The organism is Sporosarcina sp. P34 (genome assembly GCF_002743375.1).
Lineage (GTDB): Bacteria > Bacillota > Bacilli > Bacillales_A > Planococcaceae > Sporosarcina.
On record NZ_PDZC01000001.1, the window covers coordinates 509917 to 528386 of the forward strand.

The 18470-nt window shown below is 41.5% G+C and carries 20 protein-coding genes; 13 read left to right on the top strand and 7 right to left on the bottom strand.

Features of this window, described 5'->3' with window-relative positions:
• Positions 1–129: 129 nt before the first annotated feature.
• From dnaG to CSV63_RS02600, 7 genes are all read left to right on the top strand, one after another.
• Positions 130–1947, top strand: a complete 1818-nt coding sequence (gene dnaG / locus CSV63_RS02570; protein WP_099694406.1) for a DNA primase — start codon at positions 130–132, stop codon at positions 1945–1947.
• A gap of 15 nt (positions 1948–1962) precedes the next feature.
• Positions 1963–3132 (top strand): RNA polymerase sigma factor RpoD, encoded by a 1170-nt coding sequence (gene rpoD, locus CSV63_RS02575; RefSeq protein ID WP_099694407.1) that lies wholly within the window; start codon positions 1963–1965, stop codon positions 3130–3132.
• Positions 3133–3212: 80 nt separating this feature from the next.
• A complete protein-coding gene (locus CSV63_RS02580; RefSeq protein ID WP_099694408.1) occupies positions 3213–3779 on the top strand; it encodes a hypothetical protein in 567 nt (188 codons plus the stop codon).
• Positions 3780–3890: 111 nt separating this feature from the next.
• Positions 3891–5030 (top strand): acyl-CoA dehydrogenase family protein, encoded by a 1140-nt coding sequence (locus tag CSV63_RS02585; RefSeq protein ID WP_099694641.1) that lies wholly within the window; start codon positions 3891–3893, stop codon positions 5028–5030.
• 138 nt (positions 5031–5168) lie between these two features.
• On the top strand, positions 5169–5543 hold the full coding sequence (locus CSV63_RS02590) for a c-type cytochrome (protein ID WP_199203583.1): 375 nt from the start codon (positions 5169–5171) through the stop codon (positions 5541–5543).
• A gap of 117 nt (positions 5544–5660) precedes the next feature.
• Positions 5661–6368 (top strand): tRNA (adenine(22)-N(1))-methyltransferase, encoded by a 708-nt coding sequence (locus CSV63_RS02595; protein ID WP_099694410.1) that lies wholly within the window; start codon positions 5661–5663, stop codon positions 6366–6368.
• Complete coding sequence (locus CSV63_RS02600) at positions 6355–7476, top strand: Nif3-like dinuclear metal center hexameric protein (protein ID WP_099694411.1); 1122 nt, start codon at positions 6355–6357, stop codon at positions 7474–7476. The genes CSV63_RS02595 and CSV63_RS02600 overlap by 14 nt, the downstream gene beginning before the upstream one ends.
• Before the next feature lie 40 nt (positions 7477–7516).
• Here the strand turns inward: CSV63_RS02600 and CSV63_RS02605 are convergent, their stop codons facing one another.
• The gene (locus CSV63_RS02605) at positions 7517–8482 is read right to left on the bottom strand and encodes a 4-hydroxy-3-methylbut-2-enyl diphosphate reductase (RefSeq protein ID WP_099694412.1); all 966 of its coding nucleotides are present in this window, start codon (positions 8480–8482) and stop codon (positions 7517–7519) included.
• A 69-nt stretch (positions 8483–8551) separates the two neighbouring features.
• Entirely contained in the window at positions 8552–9001 is a 450-nt protein-coding gene (gene vrrA, locus CSV63_RS02610; protein ID WP_099694413.1) for a VrrA/YqfQ family protein, read from the bottom strand.
• A gap of 109 nt (positions 9002–9110) precedes the next feature.
• On the opposite strand from vrrA, the gene CSV63_RS02615 reads away from it, so the two are divergent.
• Positions 9111–10406, top strand: coding sequence for a DEAD/DEAH box helicase (locus CSV63_RS02615; RefSeq protein WP_099694414.1), 1296 nt, complete (start codon positions 9111–9113; stop codon positions 10404–10406).
• The gene (locus tag CSV63_RS02620; protein ID WP_099694415.1) at positions 10403–11305 is read left to right on the top strand and encodes a deoxyribonuclease IV; all 903 of its coding nucleotides are present in this window, start codon (positions 10403–10405) and stop codon (positions 11303–11305) included. The genes CSV63_RS02615 and CSV63_RS02620 overlap by 4 nt, the downstream gene beginning before the upstream one ends.
• 34 nt (positions 11306–11339) lie before the next feature.
• Here the strand turns inward: CSV63_RS02620 and CSV63_RS02625 are convergent, their stop codons facing one another.
• Positions 11340–11582, bottom strand: a complete 243-nt coding sequence (locus CSV63_RS02625) for a hypothetical protein (RefSeq protein ID WP_099637290.1) — start codon at positions 11580–11582, stop codon at positions 11340–11342.
• Between the two features lie 99 nt (positions 11583–11681).
• Here CSV63_RS02625 and CSV63_RS02630 point away from each other — a divergent pair, with 99 nt between their 5' ends.
• Genes CSV63_RS02630 through CSV63_RS02640 form a run of 3 tightly spaced genes read left to right on the top strand, consistent with a single transcriptional unit; the run spans position 11682 to position 13721 of the window.
• Entirely contained in the window at positions 11682–12452 is a 771-nt protein-coding gene (locus CSV63_RS02630; protein WP_099694416.1) for a metal ABC transporter ATP-binding protein, read from the top strand.
• The gene (locus CSV63_RS02635; protein WP_099694417.1) at positions 12449–13279 is read left to right on the top strand and encodes a metal ABC transporter permease; all 831 of its coding nucleotides are present in this window, start codon (positions 12449–12451) and stop codon (positions 13277–13279) included. The genes CSV63_RS02630 and CSV63_RS02635 overlap by 4 nt, the downstream gene beginning before the upstream one ends.
• 25 nt (positions 13280–13304) lie before the next feature.
• A complete protein-coding gene (locus tag CSV63_RS02640) occupies positions 13305–13721 on the top strand; it encodes a Fur family transcriptional regulator (protein WP_099637287.1) in 417 nt (138 codons plus the stop codon).
• A 206-nt stretch (positions 13722–13927) separates the two neighbouring features.
• Here CSV63_RS02640 and CSV63_RS02645 read toward each other — a convergent pair whose 3' ends face one another.
• From CSV63_RS02645 to CSV63_RS02660, 4 genes are read right to left on the bottom strand one after another with little or no spacing between them, the layout of a single operon-like run.
• Complete coding sequence (locus tag CSV63_RS02645; RefSeq protein ID WP_099694418.1) at positions 13928–14518, bottom strand: 5' nucleotidase, NT5C type; 591 nt, start codon at positions 14516–14518, stop codon at positions 13928–13930.
• Positions 14515–15642, bottom strand: coding sequence for a flavodoxin-dependent (E)-4-hydroxy-3-methylbut-2-enyl-diphosphate synthase (gene ispG, locus CSV63_RS02650; protein WP_099694419.1), 1128 nt, complete (start codon positions 15640–15642; stop codon positions 14515–14517). Before ispG ends, CSV63_RS02645 begins: the two co-directional genes overlap by 4 nt.
• A gap of 55 nt (positions 15643–15697) precedes the next feature.
• Positions 15698–16042 carry a hypothetical protein gene (locus CSV63_RS02655; RefSeq protein ID WP_099694420.1) on the bottom strand — a complete coding sequence of 115 codons (345 nt, stop codon included), beginning with the start codon at positions 16040–16042 and terminating at the stop codon, positions 15698–15700.
• 46 nt (positions 16043–16088) lie between these two features.
• Positions 16089–16592, bottom strand: a complete 504-nt coding sequence (locus tag CSV63_RS02660; protein ID WP_099694421.1) for a DUF1189 family protein — start codon at positions 16590–16592, stop codon at positions 16089–16091.
• 243 nt (positions 16593–16835) lie between these two features.
• Between CSV63_RS02660 and CSV63_RS02665 the strand changes: the two genes are divergently transcribed.
• Entirely contained in the window at positions 16836–18467 is a 1632-nt protein-coding gene (locus tag CSV63_RS02665; protein ID WP_099694422.1) for a Na/Pi cotransporter family protein, read from the top strand.
• Positions 18468–18470: the final 3 nt, after the last annotated feature.

Genomic DNA, 18470 nt, shown 5'->3' on the forward strand with positions numbered 1-18470 from the left:
CTCGGCTAATATGTCATAAATGTGACATAATTGCAGATACTGAAAATAATTATAGCAAAAAATGTCGATAAAGAAGGATTTTTGGAAAACGTCTAGAATTTATGTATATAGAGTGGAAATGGTGATAGAATGACAAGAATATCTGACGAAACAATTGAGGAAATCCGTTCAGGAACTGACATTGTCGATTTAATCAGCGAATATGTCCAATTAGCAAAAAGAGGTAAAAACTGGTTTGGACTCTGCCCATTCCATGAAGAAGGTAGCCCGTCTTTCTCTGTTTCCGAAGACAAGCAATTATTCCATTGTTTTGGTTGCGGCGCAAGCGGTAATGCCATCACGTTCATGATGGATATGGAAAATCGATCATTCATTGACTCCATCGTCAAACTAGGCAGTCGAATGGGAGTAGAGTTGGAAAGTTCCCAAACAGACAACCAAGCGTCAAAATCCTCGTCTAATCAAAAAATGCTGAAAGCCTACACACTGGCTGCTAATTTTTATAGCCATCTGCTCTTAAACACCATAGAAGGCGAAAAAGCATTAGAATATCTAGAAAAAAGAGGATTTACGCGTGATGAGATAGAACAGTATGAAATAGGATGGTCTCCTGTTCAGTCAGATGCCTTATCGGCACTGCTAAAGAGACAAGGTTTTGATATGCAAGAAATGGAAACGGCAGGACTTTGTTTCCATAAAGAAGATGGCTCAGGTTATTTTGACCGTTTCAGGGGAAGGATCATGTTTCCAATTCAGGATGATAATGGCGCAACCATCGCATTCTCCGGCAGAAGGTTGGAGGATTCTTCTTCTGACGCTAAATATATCAATAGTCCAGAAACTCCCGTCTTTGAAAAAAGCAAGGTTTTGTTTAATTTTCACCGAGCACGTCTTAATGTTCGAAAAACGGGTAAAGTAGTATTATTCGAAGGTTTCATGGATACGATTGCAGCAGATCGTGGCGGAATAGGAAATACAGTGGCTGTTATGGGTACTGCATTATCCGCGCATCATATCGTGAAATTAAAGCGAATGGCAAAAAAAATCGTCATTTGCTGTGATGGTGACTCAGCTGGCTGGGGGGCTGCCAAACGATTTGCTGACCAATTGATGGATAGCGCAATGGATGTACTCGTTGCCACATTGCCTGACAAAATGGACCCTGATGATTATATCAGTCAGCATGGTTCAGAAGTGTTTTCGGAAAAAGTGCTTGATCAGGCGTTGTCCTATATTTCTTTTGTAGCGGCCTACTATAGAAGAGATAAGAATTTATCTGTCGATCATGATATCAAGCAATACGTACACGAAGTATTTGACGAACTGGCTCACCGTTGTTCTCCTATCGAGAAAGATTTATTGATCCAGCAACTCCACAATGAAACCCATGCTTCAAAAGAGTCACTTGAACAAGAATTTACTAAGTCGATTGCGAAAAAGGCAAAACAATCGAAACAATCGCATGATTCAAGTCCTGATGAAAGCAGAACTGTACAAGTAACGAGAGTCCCGGCGAATCGTACAGAAACAGATCGCGCGGAACAATTACTTCTTGCACATCTGCTGATGGACGCAGATCTATTCGAGGAAAAACGACTGGAACTTCAAGATTTATTTGTAAGAGATGATGTCATTAAAATATTCTTTAAGTTGGCAGCGTTTTATGAACAATATGATTTGCCAAACTATCAGCGATTTGCAGAAATGTTGGAAGACCGGCAACTGAAGAAAGTCGTCATGGAAGCCATCTTAACTGAACGTTCAAAAGAGCATACCACACAAGAAGTAAATGACTGTATCCGTCATTTAAAAAGAAATCAAATGAAACGTCTAATTGATCAAAAGCGGCACGAATCTAAAGAAGCAGAAAAAAGGAACGACCTACTGAAAGCAATGGAGTTGGCCTCGGAAGTAATCCAGCTTGTGAGATCGTTAAAGGTTCTGTAAGGAGGTATAGTCACTATGACAAAAGAAGAACAAACGGGAGAAGTAGAATTGACTCTTGAAGAAGCAAAAGCAGCAATTATTGAAGCAGGTAAAAAAACAGGTGAACTAACATTAGAGGATGTAACAGAAAAATTGGCTTCTTTCGAAATGGAGCCAGACCAATTTGAGGAGTTTTTAGATCAGATTGAAGCGCAAGAAATCGAAATGGATAGAAAAGAAGAAGCTGATCCCAAGGCTGAAAAAGAAGAGCAATTTGATTTAAATGATTTAAGTGTACCACCTGGCGTAAGAATCAACGATCCAGTCCGTATGTATTTAAAAGAAATAGGACGAGTAGATTTATTGACGGGTAAAGAAGAAGTAGAGTTAGCGATTCGGATTATCGATGGTTTAGCTGCTGAAAAAGAGCTTGAGGAAACAGGGAAAATGACTCCTGCATTAGATGCTACTATTATTCGTGGTGAGAATGCCAAAAAGAAATTGGCTGAAGCGAACTTACGTTTAGTTGTCAGTATTGCAAAACGCTATGTCGGTCGCGGTATGCTATTCCTAGATTTGATTCAAGAAGGAAATATGGGTCTTATTAAAGCTGTAGAGAAATTTGACCATACGAAAGGCTTTAAATTCAGTACGTATGCAACTTGGTGGATCCGTCAGGCAATCACACGCGCAATTGCAGATCAAGCACGTACCATTCGTATTCCTGTGCATATGGTGGAAACGATCAATAAATTGATTCGTGTTCAGCGTCAATTACTCCAAGATTTAGGACGAGAGCCTTCCCCTGAAGAAATCGGAGAAGAAATGGACTTGACTCCAGAAAAAGTTCGTGAAATATTGAAGATTGCTCAAGAGCCTGTTTCATTGGAAACGCCAATTGGTGAAGAAGACGACTCCCATCTTGGTGATTTTATCGAAGACTCAGAAGCGCAGTCTCCTTCAGACCATGCAGCTTATGAATTGTTAAAGGAACAACTTGAAGATGTTTTAGATACGTTAACAGATCGTGAAGAAAATGTATTACGTTTACGTTTTGGTCTAGACGATGGCCGCACACGTACGCTTGAAGAAGTGGGCAAAGTATTTGGTGTTACGCGTGAGCGTATTCGTCAGATTGAAGCAAAAGCACTTAGAAAGTTACGCCACCCATCACGCAGCAAACGACTTAAAGACTTCTTAGAATAATAGGTGCATCGGCTGGAAATAGCCGATGCTTTTTATTCTTTATTTAAAAAAAGAAGATTGATACTATTGGAGGAGAAAGGATGGCTATAGATAAGAAACAGATCATCATTTCTGAAATCCGGTATTGGAAAGCCAATAAACTCTTGCCTGAGCATTATTGTGATTTCCTCATAACCTTGTATGCACAAGGAGAAGATCCCGACGAAGTGGCAGAGAAAGAATCTTCCACCCTTCAAAGGGAACGCAGAAAGTTGCGAGCCAAACAATTTATGATTTTGCTTATTAGCTTATTGCTGGCAGGTGTAGCATCCATTGCTATGTTTGTACTGACGGAATATCCAGTCGCCACATTGACTGTTGCAGCTGTATTGGCTTTGACTTTCCTCACGTTCGTATCAAGAAAAACATTCATTAAGAAAGGTTTTGCACCATTTCTCTACATATCGATGGCTTTTCTTTTATTGATGATGTCATTGAAGATTTGGACTGCATTTTTTGATGGGGACACGACATTATTGGTCGGACTTCTCGTGTTGAATTGTGGTTTATGGTTATTTACTGGAAGAATATTAAAGTTGCTATACTTTACTATTTCAGGCTCACTAGGTCTATTAACAGTAGTCGCATTTTTACTATTATCTATATAAACGGACGGAATGTGATGAAGGTATTGTTATATTCCGTCCGTTTTCTATATACTGTAATGTAAGGGCTTACAAATGTAATAGAATGGTATAAGTGTAGAGAGGATGATCATGATGAATTTTGATTTAACTCAAGAACAGCAAATGGTGAAAAAACTGATGAGAGATTTTTCGAATGAGGAAGTAGCGCCAGGTGCAGTAGATCGTGATCGCACGGGAAAGTTCCCGGTGGAAATTTTTCAAAAACTTTCAGAAATGGGGATGATGGGCTTACCATTTCCCGAGAAATACGGGGGTGGTGGAGCAGACACGATCAGTTTTGCTATTGTGACGGAAGAATTGAGCCGTGCATGTGCATCGACGGGTATTACGTATTCCGCTCATATTTCACTAGGTGGTGCACCTCTCAACTTATTTGGAACAAAAGAACAAAAGCAGAAGTATCTAACGCCGATCTGTACTGGCGAATCCTTTGGGGCTTTTGGTTTGACAGAGCCTAATGCTGGGTCTGATGCTGGTGGAACAGAGACGTCTGCTGTGCTTTCTAATGGGCAGTATACGATCAACGGCTCAAAGGTCTATATTACCAATGCAAGCTATGCTAAACACCTAGCATTGACTGCTGTGACGGGTCGTGAAGACGGCAAGAAAGAGATTAGCGCAATTATCGTACCGACAGATTTAAAAGGCTTTAAAATTATTGATAATTATGAAAAGATGGGCTTGCATGCTTCCAATACAACAGAATTATTGCTTGAAGATGTAGTAGTTCCAGAAGAGAATCTACTTGGCGAGAGTGGAAAAGGGCTTCAGCAATTCCTTGTAACGCTTGACGGTGGTCGTATCGGTATCGGTGCGATGGCAGTAGGTATTGCGCAGGCAGCATATGAGAGGGCTTTGAAGTACTCAAAAGAACGTAAGCAATTCGGAAAGACGTTATCCTCTTTCCAAATTACACAATTCAAACTGGCTGATATGGCGATGAAGATCGAACTTGCAAGGACTATGGTGTATAAAGCGGCCTGGCTGAAAGACCAAGGTAGAAAGTTTACAAAAGAAGCTTCGATGTGTAAATTATATGCTTCCGAAATTGCTATGGAAGTTGCCAATGAAGCGATCCAAATACACGGTGGCTATGGCTATATGCGCGAGTATGAAGTCGAACGTTATTTACGTGATGCCAAGCTTCTTGAAATTGGAGAAGGTACTTCAGAAGTACAGCGGATGGTCATTGCTAGACAACTAGGTTGCTGAATTGCGAATTATGGCGATTCTGTCACAAAAGACGAAAAGTCGTCCAATAACACTTTCAGTTTTCTTATAGATACAGTACAATGTTAATTGTATACTGTATCTTTTACAGAATAGATTCTGGTGAAGGAGGGTAATCCAATGAATAAAAATCCTGTTGTACCATTTTTCCTAATTTTCGCACTCGGAATTGGACTGGTTTTCTTCATGTCACTTTATGGCTTAGATCAAAAAAAGGAAATTGCTGGAGCTAACGAAGAAGGCACTGAGCAAACAACTGAAGAAAGTGCAAACACTGGCGAATTTGATGCAGAAGCAGTTGCTCAACAGAAGTGTATTAGTTGTCACGGCGATGGCTTGGCAGGCGGAATGGGGCCGGCTTTAAATAGCTCACTTGACGCAAAAGAAGCACATGATGCAATCAAAGACGGTGTTGCTGGAACTGCAATGCCAGCTGGACTAGTTCCTGATGAGAACATAGATGAAATGGTTGATTACATTTTATCATTAGACTGATTGTCTACTTAATTTAAAGAGCCAGTAAACCGGAGTAACTCTTGGTTTACTGGCTCTTTTGCATTGCATGAAATGAGTAGCGATTATACAATAGATAAGAATGAAAGGCGGGGAACCATGAATACCAATCAATTATCGGAACGTCTGGCGATGGTGGCCAGTTTTGTACCGAATCAAACTGTGCTTGCGGATATTGGTAGTGATCATGCCTATCTCCCATGCTATTTGATGAATAAAGGCAAGATACGGAAGGCTATCGCAGGAGAAGTGGTGACAGGTCCCTTTGAAGCGGCGACACGCAATGTAGATCTTCATGGTTTTGCGGATCGTATTGAAGTGCGTCTAGCAAATGGTTTACAAGCGATAGAAGATGCTGATCATGTCGAAACCGTAACGATTGCTGGAATGGGTGGAACATTGATTACATCCATCTTAGAAGCGGGTAAGAATCGTCTGAAGCATGTACAGCGGATCATCGCACAACCTAATCTGCATGCGATCGCGATTCGGGAATGGGCTGTAGCAAATGGATTTATTATTGTAGACGAAGAGATTTTACAAGAAGACAGTAAAATTTATGAAGTCTTAGTGTTAGAAAGAGGAACGGCTGATTACACGAGAACGGATTTGCTCGTTGGGCCAGTTTTACGACGTAAATTATCTACGGTATTCCGCGCGAAGTGGGAGCGGGAGATGCTGGAATGGCAGCGGGTCATAAAAGCCCTGGATAACGCAGAACCAACAGAAGAAATTAAGCAAAAAAAAGCAAACATACAAGAAAATATAGAATTAGTCAGGAAGGTGTTAGCACATGAAGAAAAGTAATGGATATCAGATCATTGAACTATTTGAAAAGTGGTCACCGAAGCGACTTGCATTTGAAGGAGACCCAATTGGACTGCACATCGGCCAATTGAATCGTCCCATTGATAAAGTTCTAGTTACGCTAGACGTCAATGAACAAGTGATTGATGAGGCAATTGAAAATGGGGCAACTCTCGTGATTGCACATCACCCTCCATTATTCCGTCCCGTTAAATCTATTCTAACCGATACACCACAAGGAAAAATGATTGAGAAATGTATCAAGCATAATATTGCGGTCTACGCTGCTCATACCAATCTGGACATTGCAGCAGGTGGCGTCAATGATATGTTAGCGGAACGTCTTGGTATACAGCAGACGGAGCCGATCGATATGACAAACTCTGAACATTTGATGAAACTTGCGGTATTTTGCCCGTTAGAAGATGCTGATGCATTGCGTCAGAAATTAGCATCTGCTGGAGCGGGTGCGATTGGCGATTACCAGGCATGCAGTTTTAGCTCGCAAGGTACTGGACGATTTACACCGGTTGCAGGGGCAAATCCGGCAATCGGAGAAGTAGGCGAACCGACACTTGTGGATGAAGAGCGAATTGAAGTCGTTTTTGCGGAAAGTCAGCAAGTTAAAGTCATCAAAGCGATGTTTGCCGCGCATCCTTATGAAGAACCGGCATTTGATTTAGTGAAAATGGAGCAGAAAACGAATGAACAAGGGATCGGGCGTATCGGACAAATCGCTGAAGAGATGACACTAAAGGAATTCGCACAACATGTAAAAAATATATTCGAAGTTCCCGCATTACGTTTCGTAGGTGATCCGGAGAGAAAAATTCGTAAAGTGGCGGTTCTCGGTGGCGATGGGAATAAGTACATTACGGCTGCGAAGAGAAAAGGAGCCGATGTATTCGTGACAGGGGATATGTATTATCACGTCGCGCAAGACGCGCAAGCACTCGATCTTGCCATTGTAGATCCAGGGCATAATATCGAAAAAATTATGATTGCTGGCGTTGCGAATAAAATGACAGAACTGTGTAAAGAAAATAAATTACCTGTTGAATTTATTGAATCGAAAGTCATTACTGAGCCTTTTCAATTCCTATCGTAAAAAAAACCGTCGAGCACAAACTCGACGGTTTTTTTGTTATTTATGGTTCGATCCGGATAACAGGAGACGGATTCTTGACTTTTGGCAAGATTTTTTCAAGTTTAAACTTTCTCTCCGGATGATGTGTTGTAGGATCTTCTTGGTCAAATTTGTTTAGGAACTCTATAACTTCTCTAACGATTATTGTAGGGGTAGAAGCACCTGCCGTGACCGCTACTGTCTCAATGTCCATTAACCATGCAGGATCAATTTCTGAGACGTCTGAGACGCGGTATGAAGGTGTATTTGCAATTTCTACCGATACTTGCGTTAAACGGTTGGAGTTATTACTTTTCGGATCTCCGACAACGATCAGCAACTCTGCCTCGCCGGCTTGTTCTGCTACAGCTTCTTGACGAACTTGTGTAGCTAGACAAATTTCTTGATGTACTTCAATGTGAGGGAATTTACGTTGCAACTCTTCCATGAGATGTGCAACATCCCATTGACTCATGGTTGTTTGATTTGTAACCAGTAGTTTGTCATTGGTAATCTCTAAGTTATCAATATCTTCAAGACGTTCAATTAAGTGAACAGAATCTGGGGCAACGCCAATCGCGCCTTCGGGTTCTGGATGGTGCTTTTTACCAATATAAAGAATGTCATAGCCTTCAGCTACTTTTTCTTCAATTAAGTCGTGTGTAACGGAAACGTCAGGACATGTTGCATCGATTGCGACCAATCCTTTTTCTTTTGCTAATTGGCGAACTTCAGGTGAAACACCGTGTGCTGTGTAGATTACAGTTCCCTTATCTACTTTGCGTAAAATTTCCAGGCGGTTTTCGCCGTCCAACGTGATAATTCCGTCTTCTTCGAATGCATCTGTTACATGTTTGTTGTGGACGATCATGCCTAATATATAAATGGGTCTCGGCAGGGTAGGATCTAGCGCAGCATTCCTCGCAATGACCATCGCATCAACTACACCATAACAATAACCTCTTGGTGATATCTTGAGTACTTTCATTTATTCCACTCCACTCCTCTACTAACTTCTCTTTCATTATAGCGGAGATTCATGGACGATTCAAAGAGTTCAGAAGGGAGGTTGAAAAATTCGCGGTAAAGATGGCTGATTAGTGGCTTGAGGAGGTACAGGACTTGACGTTCGCGGACCACTTGGACGTGGAGCGGAAGAGGCTGTCGGTGCGTCCGGCATAGATTGTACCCCTTTATATAATCGCCACATAGCCGGTAAATTCTGGACAAGTGGTGCAAACTGCTGAACTAATGGTGCAAATTGTTGGGCGGTATTGAAAAAACGATTGGCGGTTTGCATATATTGTTCAGCCCGTGAAGGACCGTTTTCTTGCATGCCTGCTTGCTGTTGCGGAGCACCGCCACGCATTTCCCGCGGACCCCTGGGATTCCCTTGCATGCCTTGAGGGAAAGGCATGGGCGCCCTTTGTTGAATAGGCGGAGTGTTAGGTGTCATCCTAGACTGAGGTGGCTGATTGCTGAACGGATAAAATGATTGATATCTCATCACGAACTCCTTTCTAATTTTTTAGTTGTTTCCCCTATATCCTATGCGAAAAAAACCACTGATGGCACCGAATCATGGTACAATAAGATTTATCTAGAGGAGGAACGATATGTCTAAATTTACTGATTATCAATTCAAACCATTTTTGAGAGAAGCTATTCAAAAATTAGGGTTTGTAGAACCAACACCCATTCAAAAAGAAATGATTCCATTGATCTTGAAAAATACAAGTGCAATTGGGCAAGCTCATACAGGAACAGGTAAATCCCATAGTTTTCTCATTCCGCTTGTTGAAAAGCTTAAGCCGGAGCAAGATGAACTGCAGACGGTCATTACAGCACCGACACGCGAATTAGCTGTTCAGCTTCATGATGAATTAAAAAAGCTAATCGAAGGAACGGATATTAAAAGTGCGATCTTGATTGGCGGTACAGATAAAAAACGCTCTGCTGAACGATTGAAGAGTACACCGCACATCATCGTCGGTACACCAGGACGTATCCAAGATATGTCGGAAACCGGCGCATTACCGATCCACACTGCCACTCAGCTCGTAATTGATGAAGCGGACCTAGCATTCGACATGGGCTTCATTGAAGACATTGATAAGTTTGCTTCCAGAATGCCTGAGAAGATCAGCATGTATGTATTCTCTGCAACGATTCCTGAAAAATTGAAGCCCTTCTTATCGAAGTATATGAACTCACCTGTTCATGTGCGGATGGATGATAAAAAACCGTTGACGGAGAATATGCATTATTCCTTAGTTCCTGTTAGGAGTATGGATAAAAACAAGAAATTACTTCACGTGATGGATGCCCTTCAGCCATATCTTGCGATTATCTTTATGAACACTAAGCAAAATGCTGATCAACTAGTTACTTATTTAGCAGAGCATGGCTACAAGCCCGGGAAAATCCATGGTGATTTAACACCTCGTGAACGTACACGTGTTATGAAGAAAGTACGCGATCTAGAGTATCAGTACATCGTGGCAACTGATTTAGCAGCTAGAGGAATCGATATTCCCGGTGTCAGTCACGTCATTAACTTTGAATTGCCAGATGATCTGGAATTCTTCGTTCACCGCGTAGGACGTACTGCACGTGCGGGCATGCAAGGTCATGCGATTACGTTATACGAACCGTCTGATGAAGATGCAATTAATCAAATTGAAAAGCTTGGAATTCCTTTCCTTCATGAAGATGTGAAAAATGGCGAATGGATTGAAGTAAAAGAGCGTCAAGCGCGTAAGAAGCGCGTGCGTGAAGTGGATGAAATCGATAAAAAAGCGGATTCCTATATTCGCAAACCAGATAAAGTGAAGCCCGGCTACAAAAAGAAGATGGCGGAACAAAAAGAAAACTTTAAAAGAAGACAAAGGAGAATAAAGAAGAAATCATGACACAAAATGATATCCTTCTAGGTTCTCACGTATCCATGAGTGGTAAAAAGATGCTGCTTGGTTCAAGTGAAGAGGCTCTTAGTTATGGAGCTAATACATTCATGATCTATACGGGAGCACCTCAGAACACGAGACGTAAACCAATTGAAGAATTAAATATCGAAAATGGTACACAGAGCATGGAGGCAAATGGTCAATCAAATCTCGTCATCCATGCACCATATATTATTAATCTTGCGAATACCACGAAGCCTGAAACGTTCCGCCTAGGTGTAGACTTTTTACAACAGGAAATTCAGCGCACTGAAGCACTAGGTGCCAATCAAATCGTTCTTCATCCAGGAGCTCATGTAGGTGCTGGGACAGAAATAGGTATCGAAAAAATTATTGAAGGCTTGAATGAAGTATTATCTGAAGACGCAAATGTTCGCATCGCACTTGAAACGATGGCTGGTAAAGGAACAGAATGTGGGAGAAGTTTTGACGAAATTGCCAAGATCATCGACGGCGTGAAGTATAATGAACGGCTATCCGTTTGTTTTGATACATGCCACGTCCATGATGCGGGCTATGATATTGTCAATGACTTCTCAGGCGTCTTGAATCAATTTAACGACATTATCGGTTTGGACCGAATATCCGTCATTCATGTGAACGACAGTAAGAACATTTGTGGCGCTGGAAAAGACCGTCACGAAAATATCGGAATGGGACTTATTGGCTTTGAACCATTAGCTTATATCGTTCACCATCCAGCGTTTAAAGACGTTCCGAAGATTTTGGAAACACCATTTGTTGGACTGGATAAAGCGAGTAAAAAGGCACCGTATGCTGTGGAGATTGACATGTTAAAAAACCATCAATTCACTCCTGCTCGATTGGAAGAATTGCATAACTAAAAGCTTTAAGCGTTGCGTAACCGCAACGCTTTTTCTATTGAAGTTTATAGTATTCCAAATACAGCATCGTCTTCTCATATCCAATGATCGAAGTAACTTTTTCGATAAATGCGGATGGAATGCCTGTAAATAGCCAAGTGAATGAAACTTCGTCCAGCAAAGGGCGTAACTGCCGCACTTCTTTAGTAGACAACTCTACACCATAACTTGCCGCATAATCTACAGCTTCCTGATCGGGCAACTGTTTAATTTCTTGAATTAACTGAAGTAAATCCATCTTCATCAATTCCTTTCAATTGGTTGTATCCCTTCGCATCTTACTATATAATTCATAAAGTAATCGGAATGATTCCGAATTAAAGGAAGGGATATGTATATGACAAATTCCATTATTAACTTAGAGCATATAACGCATAAATTTAACCATTCCGTTGCGCTTTCTGATGTCAGTCTAGAAGTGAAACAAGGGGAGTTTTGGGCATTAATTGGACCAAATGGTTCAGGTAAATCCACGTTGTTAAAAATCATACTAGGGTTGCTAAAACCGTCACAAGGAACCATTGAATTGTTTGGCGGGCCGATTGATTCGTTTAACCAACAACAAAGAATCGGCTACGTCTCTCAAAAGTCCAACGCATTTACGACGAAGTTCCCTGCTACTGTATTGGAAGTCGTAAAAAGTGGTTTGACTGCCAAAAAGGGACTGTTTAAGCGATTCAATAAAGAGGATGAACAGCAGGCCATTGATGCATTACATATAGTGAAAATGGCAGACCGTAAAGATGAAAGTATAGGTGATCTGTCAGGTGGTCAGCAACAGCGAGTCTTTATTGCTAGAGCCCTCGTGAGTCACCCCGATTTGCTGATCATGGATGAGCCAACAGTCGGAATCGACAGACAGAACGTTGAATCTTTCTATTCTATGCTTAGCGAACTGAATCGTGAGTACGGAATAGCGATTTTACTCGTGACACATGAAATCGATGTCGTAACGAAGCTCGCAACGCATATTGCATGCTTGAATCGTTCTATTCATTTCCATGGCGTTCATGCAGACTATGAAAAAATGAGTGAGGCGGAATTGTCTGGTTGGTACGGTCATCCTATTCGTCGGCTCCATCAAAAAGAAACGGAGCCGGTTAAATGATTGAAGCTATTTTTACCTATGAGTTTTTACAAAATGCTATTTTATCTGGGCTGATCATCGGTCTCATCGCTCCCATGCTCGGCTTATTTATCGTAGTGCGTCGCATGTCGATGATTTCAGATGCGCTTAGTCACGTAGCACTCGCAGGGATTGCAGGCAGTCTCTATTTAAGTCAGCAAGTATTGTTCTTTGCAGCACTTAATCCAGTGTATTTAGGAATGGGTGCTGCGGTAGTCGGATCTTTATTGATCGAGCGATTACGTAGAGTATATAAAAGCTTTGAAGAACTGGCGATTCCGATTATTTTATCTGCCGGAATTGGTTTTGGGGCCATATTCATCTCTCTTGCCAAAGGATTCGGTACAGATTTAGTCGGTTATTTATTTGGATCAGTGTCCGCCGTGAGTCGGCAAGATTTATATATTGTGATGTTCATAGCTGTTATGGTGATCGGATTTATCTATTTCTTATATAAAGAGTTATTTTCATTGGCATTTGATCCCGAGTATGCACGTGTATCCGGAATAAATGAACGTGTTATTCAGGCAGCATTTATGATTATCACAGCGCTAGTTATCGGTGCATCCATGCGAATCGTTGGAATTTTGCTTGTCTCTTCGCTGATGACATTGCCTGTGGCGGCAGCTATTCAAGTAGCCAAAAGTTATAAAGGTGCACTGGCATACTCCATACTATTCGGGGAAATTGCGGTAGTCATCGGACTGATTTCTGCGTATTACTTAGATATCGCGCCTGGTGGGACTATTGTAGTGACATCGGTGTTCATTTTACTGTTAGTACTTTTCTGGAAAAAAGTACGGTCATGAGAAGCAGGAAAGGTGGCGTTAGGATATGTCGATAGATGAAGCATGGGATATTCTATTGAAATATGATTATAAACGAACGAGAAATCGAGAGATATTATTGCAGTTTTTTGATCAAGCGGATCGGTATGTGACGGCTATGGAAGTGCGAGTAGCTGTGGAGCAAGATAATCCAGGCATTAGTTTTGATACGATTTACCGAAATCTTGCCATGTTCTCAAAGCTTGGAATTTTAGATGAGACTGAATTGAACGGCGAGCGACTTTTTCGTATGCAATGCGCTACAGATCATCATCACCATCATTTCATTTGTACAACGTGTGGTGGCACGAAATCGATTCCGATTTGCCCGATGGATAGTGTGACAGTCAATTTGTCTGATTATGAAATAGAAGGGCATAAGTTTGAGATTTATGGTAGATGTCCGAGTTGTATAGCGGGGTAGGTTAAAAAAGGGCAGTACATCATTTTACGTTCATGATGTACTGCCTTTTATTATGTACTAGTATTCGAGTGGTAGTAAATGGTAATGCATTTAGAATCATCTATTATGTATACTACACATGATTATAGTTGTGAGAATCAAGGTAAGTTGCAGAAATAGAAGTAGACTACGAAAAAAGAGCACCGCAATATGCGATGCTCTTCCGATTACTTACTCTTCATCATTTCTGTCGCGTGGAACATCTGTCTGACGTACTGATCCGCTTGTTTCCAATTCGCCACACGTATAACACCTTCCGGAATTGGATCCTGGTTATAAGGTGTATCAAACAAGAACACTGGAATATCCAATTCTTCATGAATCCCGACTGCATTGTCATGCTTGTCCTCGAAGAATACATCTACGTTGAATTGCCTAGCCGTCTCAATTTTATGATGTGTGCCAATCAACTCTACGTGGTCATAAGGTATTTGTTGCTCATGAAACCAGTTCGTTGTTGACTCGAGTACATTTCGACCACGTGCCGAAATATAAAATAACTCGAACTGCTTCTGCCAATTCGTTAAGACTTCTTTTGCAAATTCTTGAGCAGGGGAAGTCTGATAGATCAATTCTTCCGTTTCCTTGTACCATTGCCCAAACTGTATAGGATCCACATCAAACGCCTTCGTCAAGTCATACTCTTTAATATCATCGAGTGTCAGATTGGAACCGAAATGTTTGTTGATATGGGGGAGAAGGGCTGTCGGGGTAGTTACCGTTCCGTCAATATCGATCCCGAAACGAATATCCCTCATTCAGAAACGCTACCTTGTGCCGCAAGTGCTTCTTCTTGTCTCTTCTTCTCAAAATACTCCTCAGCCAAAATGTCGATTTCTTTTTTTAATTCCTCGACCATTGTTTCTTCAGGAACTTTACGTACAGTTTTACCATGCATGAAGAGTAATCCCTCACCACGAGCTCCAGCGATACCAATATCTGCTTCCCGTGCTTCGCCTGGGCCGTTTACCGCGCAGCCAAGAACTGCTACTTTCAACGGTGCTTTGATGTTCGAGATATATTCTTCTACTTCGTCAGCAATGGAAATTAAATCAATTTCGATACGGCCACATGTAGGGCAAGAAATTAATGTTGCAGAGTTAGACGATAAACCGAATACTTTCAGCAACTCTTTCGCTACTTTGATTTCTTGAACTGGATCCGCACTTAACGATACGCGCATCGTGTTACCGATACCTGCAGATAAAAGAGAACCAAGTCCTGCTGCACTCTTAATCGAACCAGCGAATAATGTACCCGATTCTGTAATACCTAAGTGCAACGGATAATCGAATGCCGCTGCCGCCAGCTTGTACGCTTCGATCGCCAAGTTCACGTCAGAAGCTTTAAGTGACACGATAATATCGTGGAAATCCAAATCTTCAAGGATTTTAATATGATGCAATGCACTTTCGACCATACCTTGCGCTGTAGGGTAGCCATACTTTTCAAGAATTTTTTTCTCGAGTGAACCTGCGTTGACGCCGATACGAATCGGTATACCTTTCGCCTTTGCCGCGTTGACAACAGCTTCTACTTTTTCTTTACGGCCGATATTACCTGGATTGATACGAATTTTATCTGCACCTTGTTCAATTGCAATCAATGCTAATTTATAGTCAAAGTGAATATCCACTACTAACGGAATATTGATCTGCTTTTTGATTTCACCAATCGAATACGCTGCACGCTCATCGGGACATGCTACACGTACGATTTGGCAACCTGCATCCTCCAAACGTTTAATTTCTGCAACTGTTGCTTCGACATCATGTGTTTTTGTCGTCGTCATGCTTTGCATAAACAGCTCATTGCTTCCCCCTATAGTCAAATTACCGACTTTTACGGGACGGGTATTGGAACGATGAATCATTTCAGTCATTATGTCTCTCTCCTTCAAATGAGTAAATACCATCGAAATTCGATGGAATATAAATTTATCCTTTTTCGCCTTCTTCGCAAGCCGATTCTACTTGTTCCCCGATAGGCAACTTAATTTGTTCGCCAGCTAGAAATTGTTGGCGTTCGAGATGAGGGTTCATGGAATAAAATTGTTCCAACCTCTCAAGAAAGTTTTGTGTTGAATCTGGATATAATGCGAATAACGATTCTATTGTATCACCTTCAACCACTCGAATGACAATTGAATGATTGGAAGTTTCCTCTATACAGGACGATTCATCATCAAAAAAGGCTGCAAGAGGGATTGTCCCTTCCGTTAAATCCATTCGAACAAAATGAACTATGCAGAATACAGCAAGTGCGATTAGTAAAATTCTCATCATGCATCCCTCCTGCACTACACTATGCAGATAAGAGGAAGTCTATTCATCGTGGGAGTTTTGGATAATAGACTGCTGCTCTCCACACAAAGAGTAGATGGACTAAAGATGCAAGCCACAAGCTATACGATTGCATGTCTGGAACAAATTCAAATGCCATCGTCAGCAAGATAGGTAATGTTGCAGCAATCGCTGCTGTTCGCCACATAAAACGGAATTCACCACGGCGACGCAATAGTTTCAATAGCAATACCCCTATGATAGCAAAAATACTGATGCGAATAAATAAATACGACGTAATAATGACCAATTGCAACACAAATGCGATTGGATAGATCAAAAAGCCGATCGTTTCGCCGATTTCCGCTAATTCAGGAGATGACTGGAACAGTGTATGATCACCTAATACAAATTGTAGAAACGATACACCGGTGTAAAGAAAAATAAACACAAATATGTATTGAATGACTTTACCGATGGATAACATGCGAAATGCTGCAAGTTTTTTCGGTTCGTGCAATGAAGCTTTAAAGAGTTGATGAAATTTCACTGAGCCGGCCTCCCTTTCTACATTCAGTCTACCATTTATTTAAAACATACTGCTTTGCAGAAATTTCGACATTCTTATGACATTTTATTGCGGCATTGTTAAGGTGATGTAAAGATTGCTGTCGGATACTTTACAATTGATGTATACAACTTGCATAATAAGTTGAAACTTCACGACGATTTGCAAGAAGTGAAGGGCAGTTAGAAATCATACATAAAAAGTGTAATGGAGGTTGGCAATTCAATGGAAGTGAACTGGCAGGAATTGGTGTTCCAATTTCTTGGAGGATTAGGAATTTTCCTATTTGCAATTAAGTACATGGGGGATGGGTTGCAAAAGGCTGCAGGGGATAGACTTCGTGAAATCTTAGACCGTTTTACTACCAACCCACTTATGGGTGTTCTAGTAGGTATAGTCGTCACCGTGTTAATCCAATCTAGTTCCGGAACAACTGTTATTACAGTCGGTCTAGTAAGTGCTGGGTTCATGACACTCCGTCAGGCAATCGGCGTCATCATGGGCGCCAATATCGGTACGACTGTGACTGCATTTATTATCGGTTTAGATGTCGGTGCGTATGCGTTACCGATCATGGCATTTGGGGCCTTCCTGATTTTCTTCGTCCGTAAAGCTAAAATCAAGAACTTGGGTGAAGTCATCTTCGGCTTCGGAGGATTGTTCCTAGGGCTTGAATTAATGAGTGACGGTATGAAACCTTTACGTTCATTAGAAGCATTTGCTGATTTCACTCTCGCAATGAGTGAACATTCATTGCTAGGTGTCGTAGCGGGAACAATCTTTACATTAATCGTACAAAGTTCCAGTGCCACTGTTGGAATCTTGCAAGGTCTCTATGCTGAAGATTTAGTAACAATGAAAGCAGCATTGCCGATTCTCTTCGGTGATAACATCGGGACGACAATCACTGCGGTACTTGCGGCACTTGGAGCATCCGTTGCAGCAAGACGAGCGGCAGCTGTACACGTACTATTTAATATCGTCGGAACCATCATCTTTATGATCCTGCTCATACCGTTTACGGCGTACGTCGAATGGATAGCTGGTGTTTTGAACCTTGAAAGCAAAATGCAAATCGCATTTGCGCACGGTTCGTTCAACGTCGCCAATACGATCATTCAATTTCCATTCATTGCTGCTTGGGCATTTCTAGTCACTAAGATGATACCGGGCGAGGATGTGACGATCGAATACAAACCGAAACACCTTGATCGTCGTTTCATCGCACAATCACCAGCTGTGGCAATTGGACAAGCTAAAGAAGAAATTGTTCGCATGGGTGACTTCAGTGTCCGTGGTCTTCAGGAATCATTCGAGTATTTGAAGACAGGCCAGAAAAAACACGCGGAAACAGCGTATCAAATTGAAGATGCCATCAACAATCTCGACCGCAAAATTACAGACTATTTAGTAGAAGTGTCTGTAGTAATCGTTTCGCCAGCCGAATCCGGCCGACATGTATTATTGATGGATTCTGTTCGGGATATCGAGCGTATTGGTGACCATTTCGAAAACATTATTGAGCTGATAGATTTACGTGAAACCAATAAACTGAAGCTGACAGACGATGCGTTGGAAGATTTAACAGAAATGTTCACATTGACAATCGAAACTGTACAAAAAGCCATTGAATCATTGGATCAGAACGATACAGATCTTGCGCGTGTCGTTTCAGAGAAAGAAGAGTTAATTGATAATATGGAACGTCGATTCCGTAAAAACCATATTGTGCGTTTGAATGAAGGACATTGTAGTGCACAAGCGGGTATGGTATTCGTCGATATCGTGTCGAATCTCGAGCGAATTGGTGACCATGCAGTAAATATTGCGGAAGCCATTTTAGGCAAGCACGCATAATGA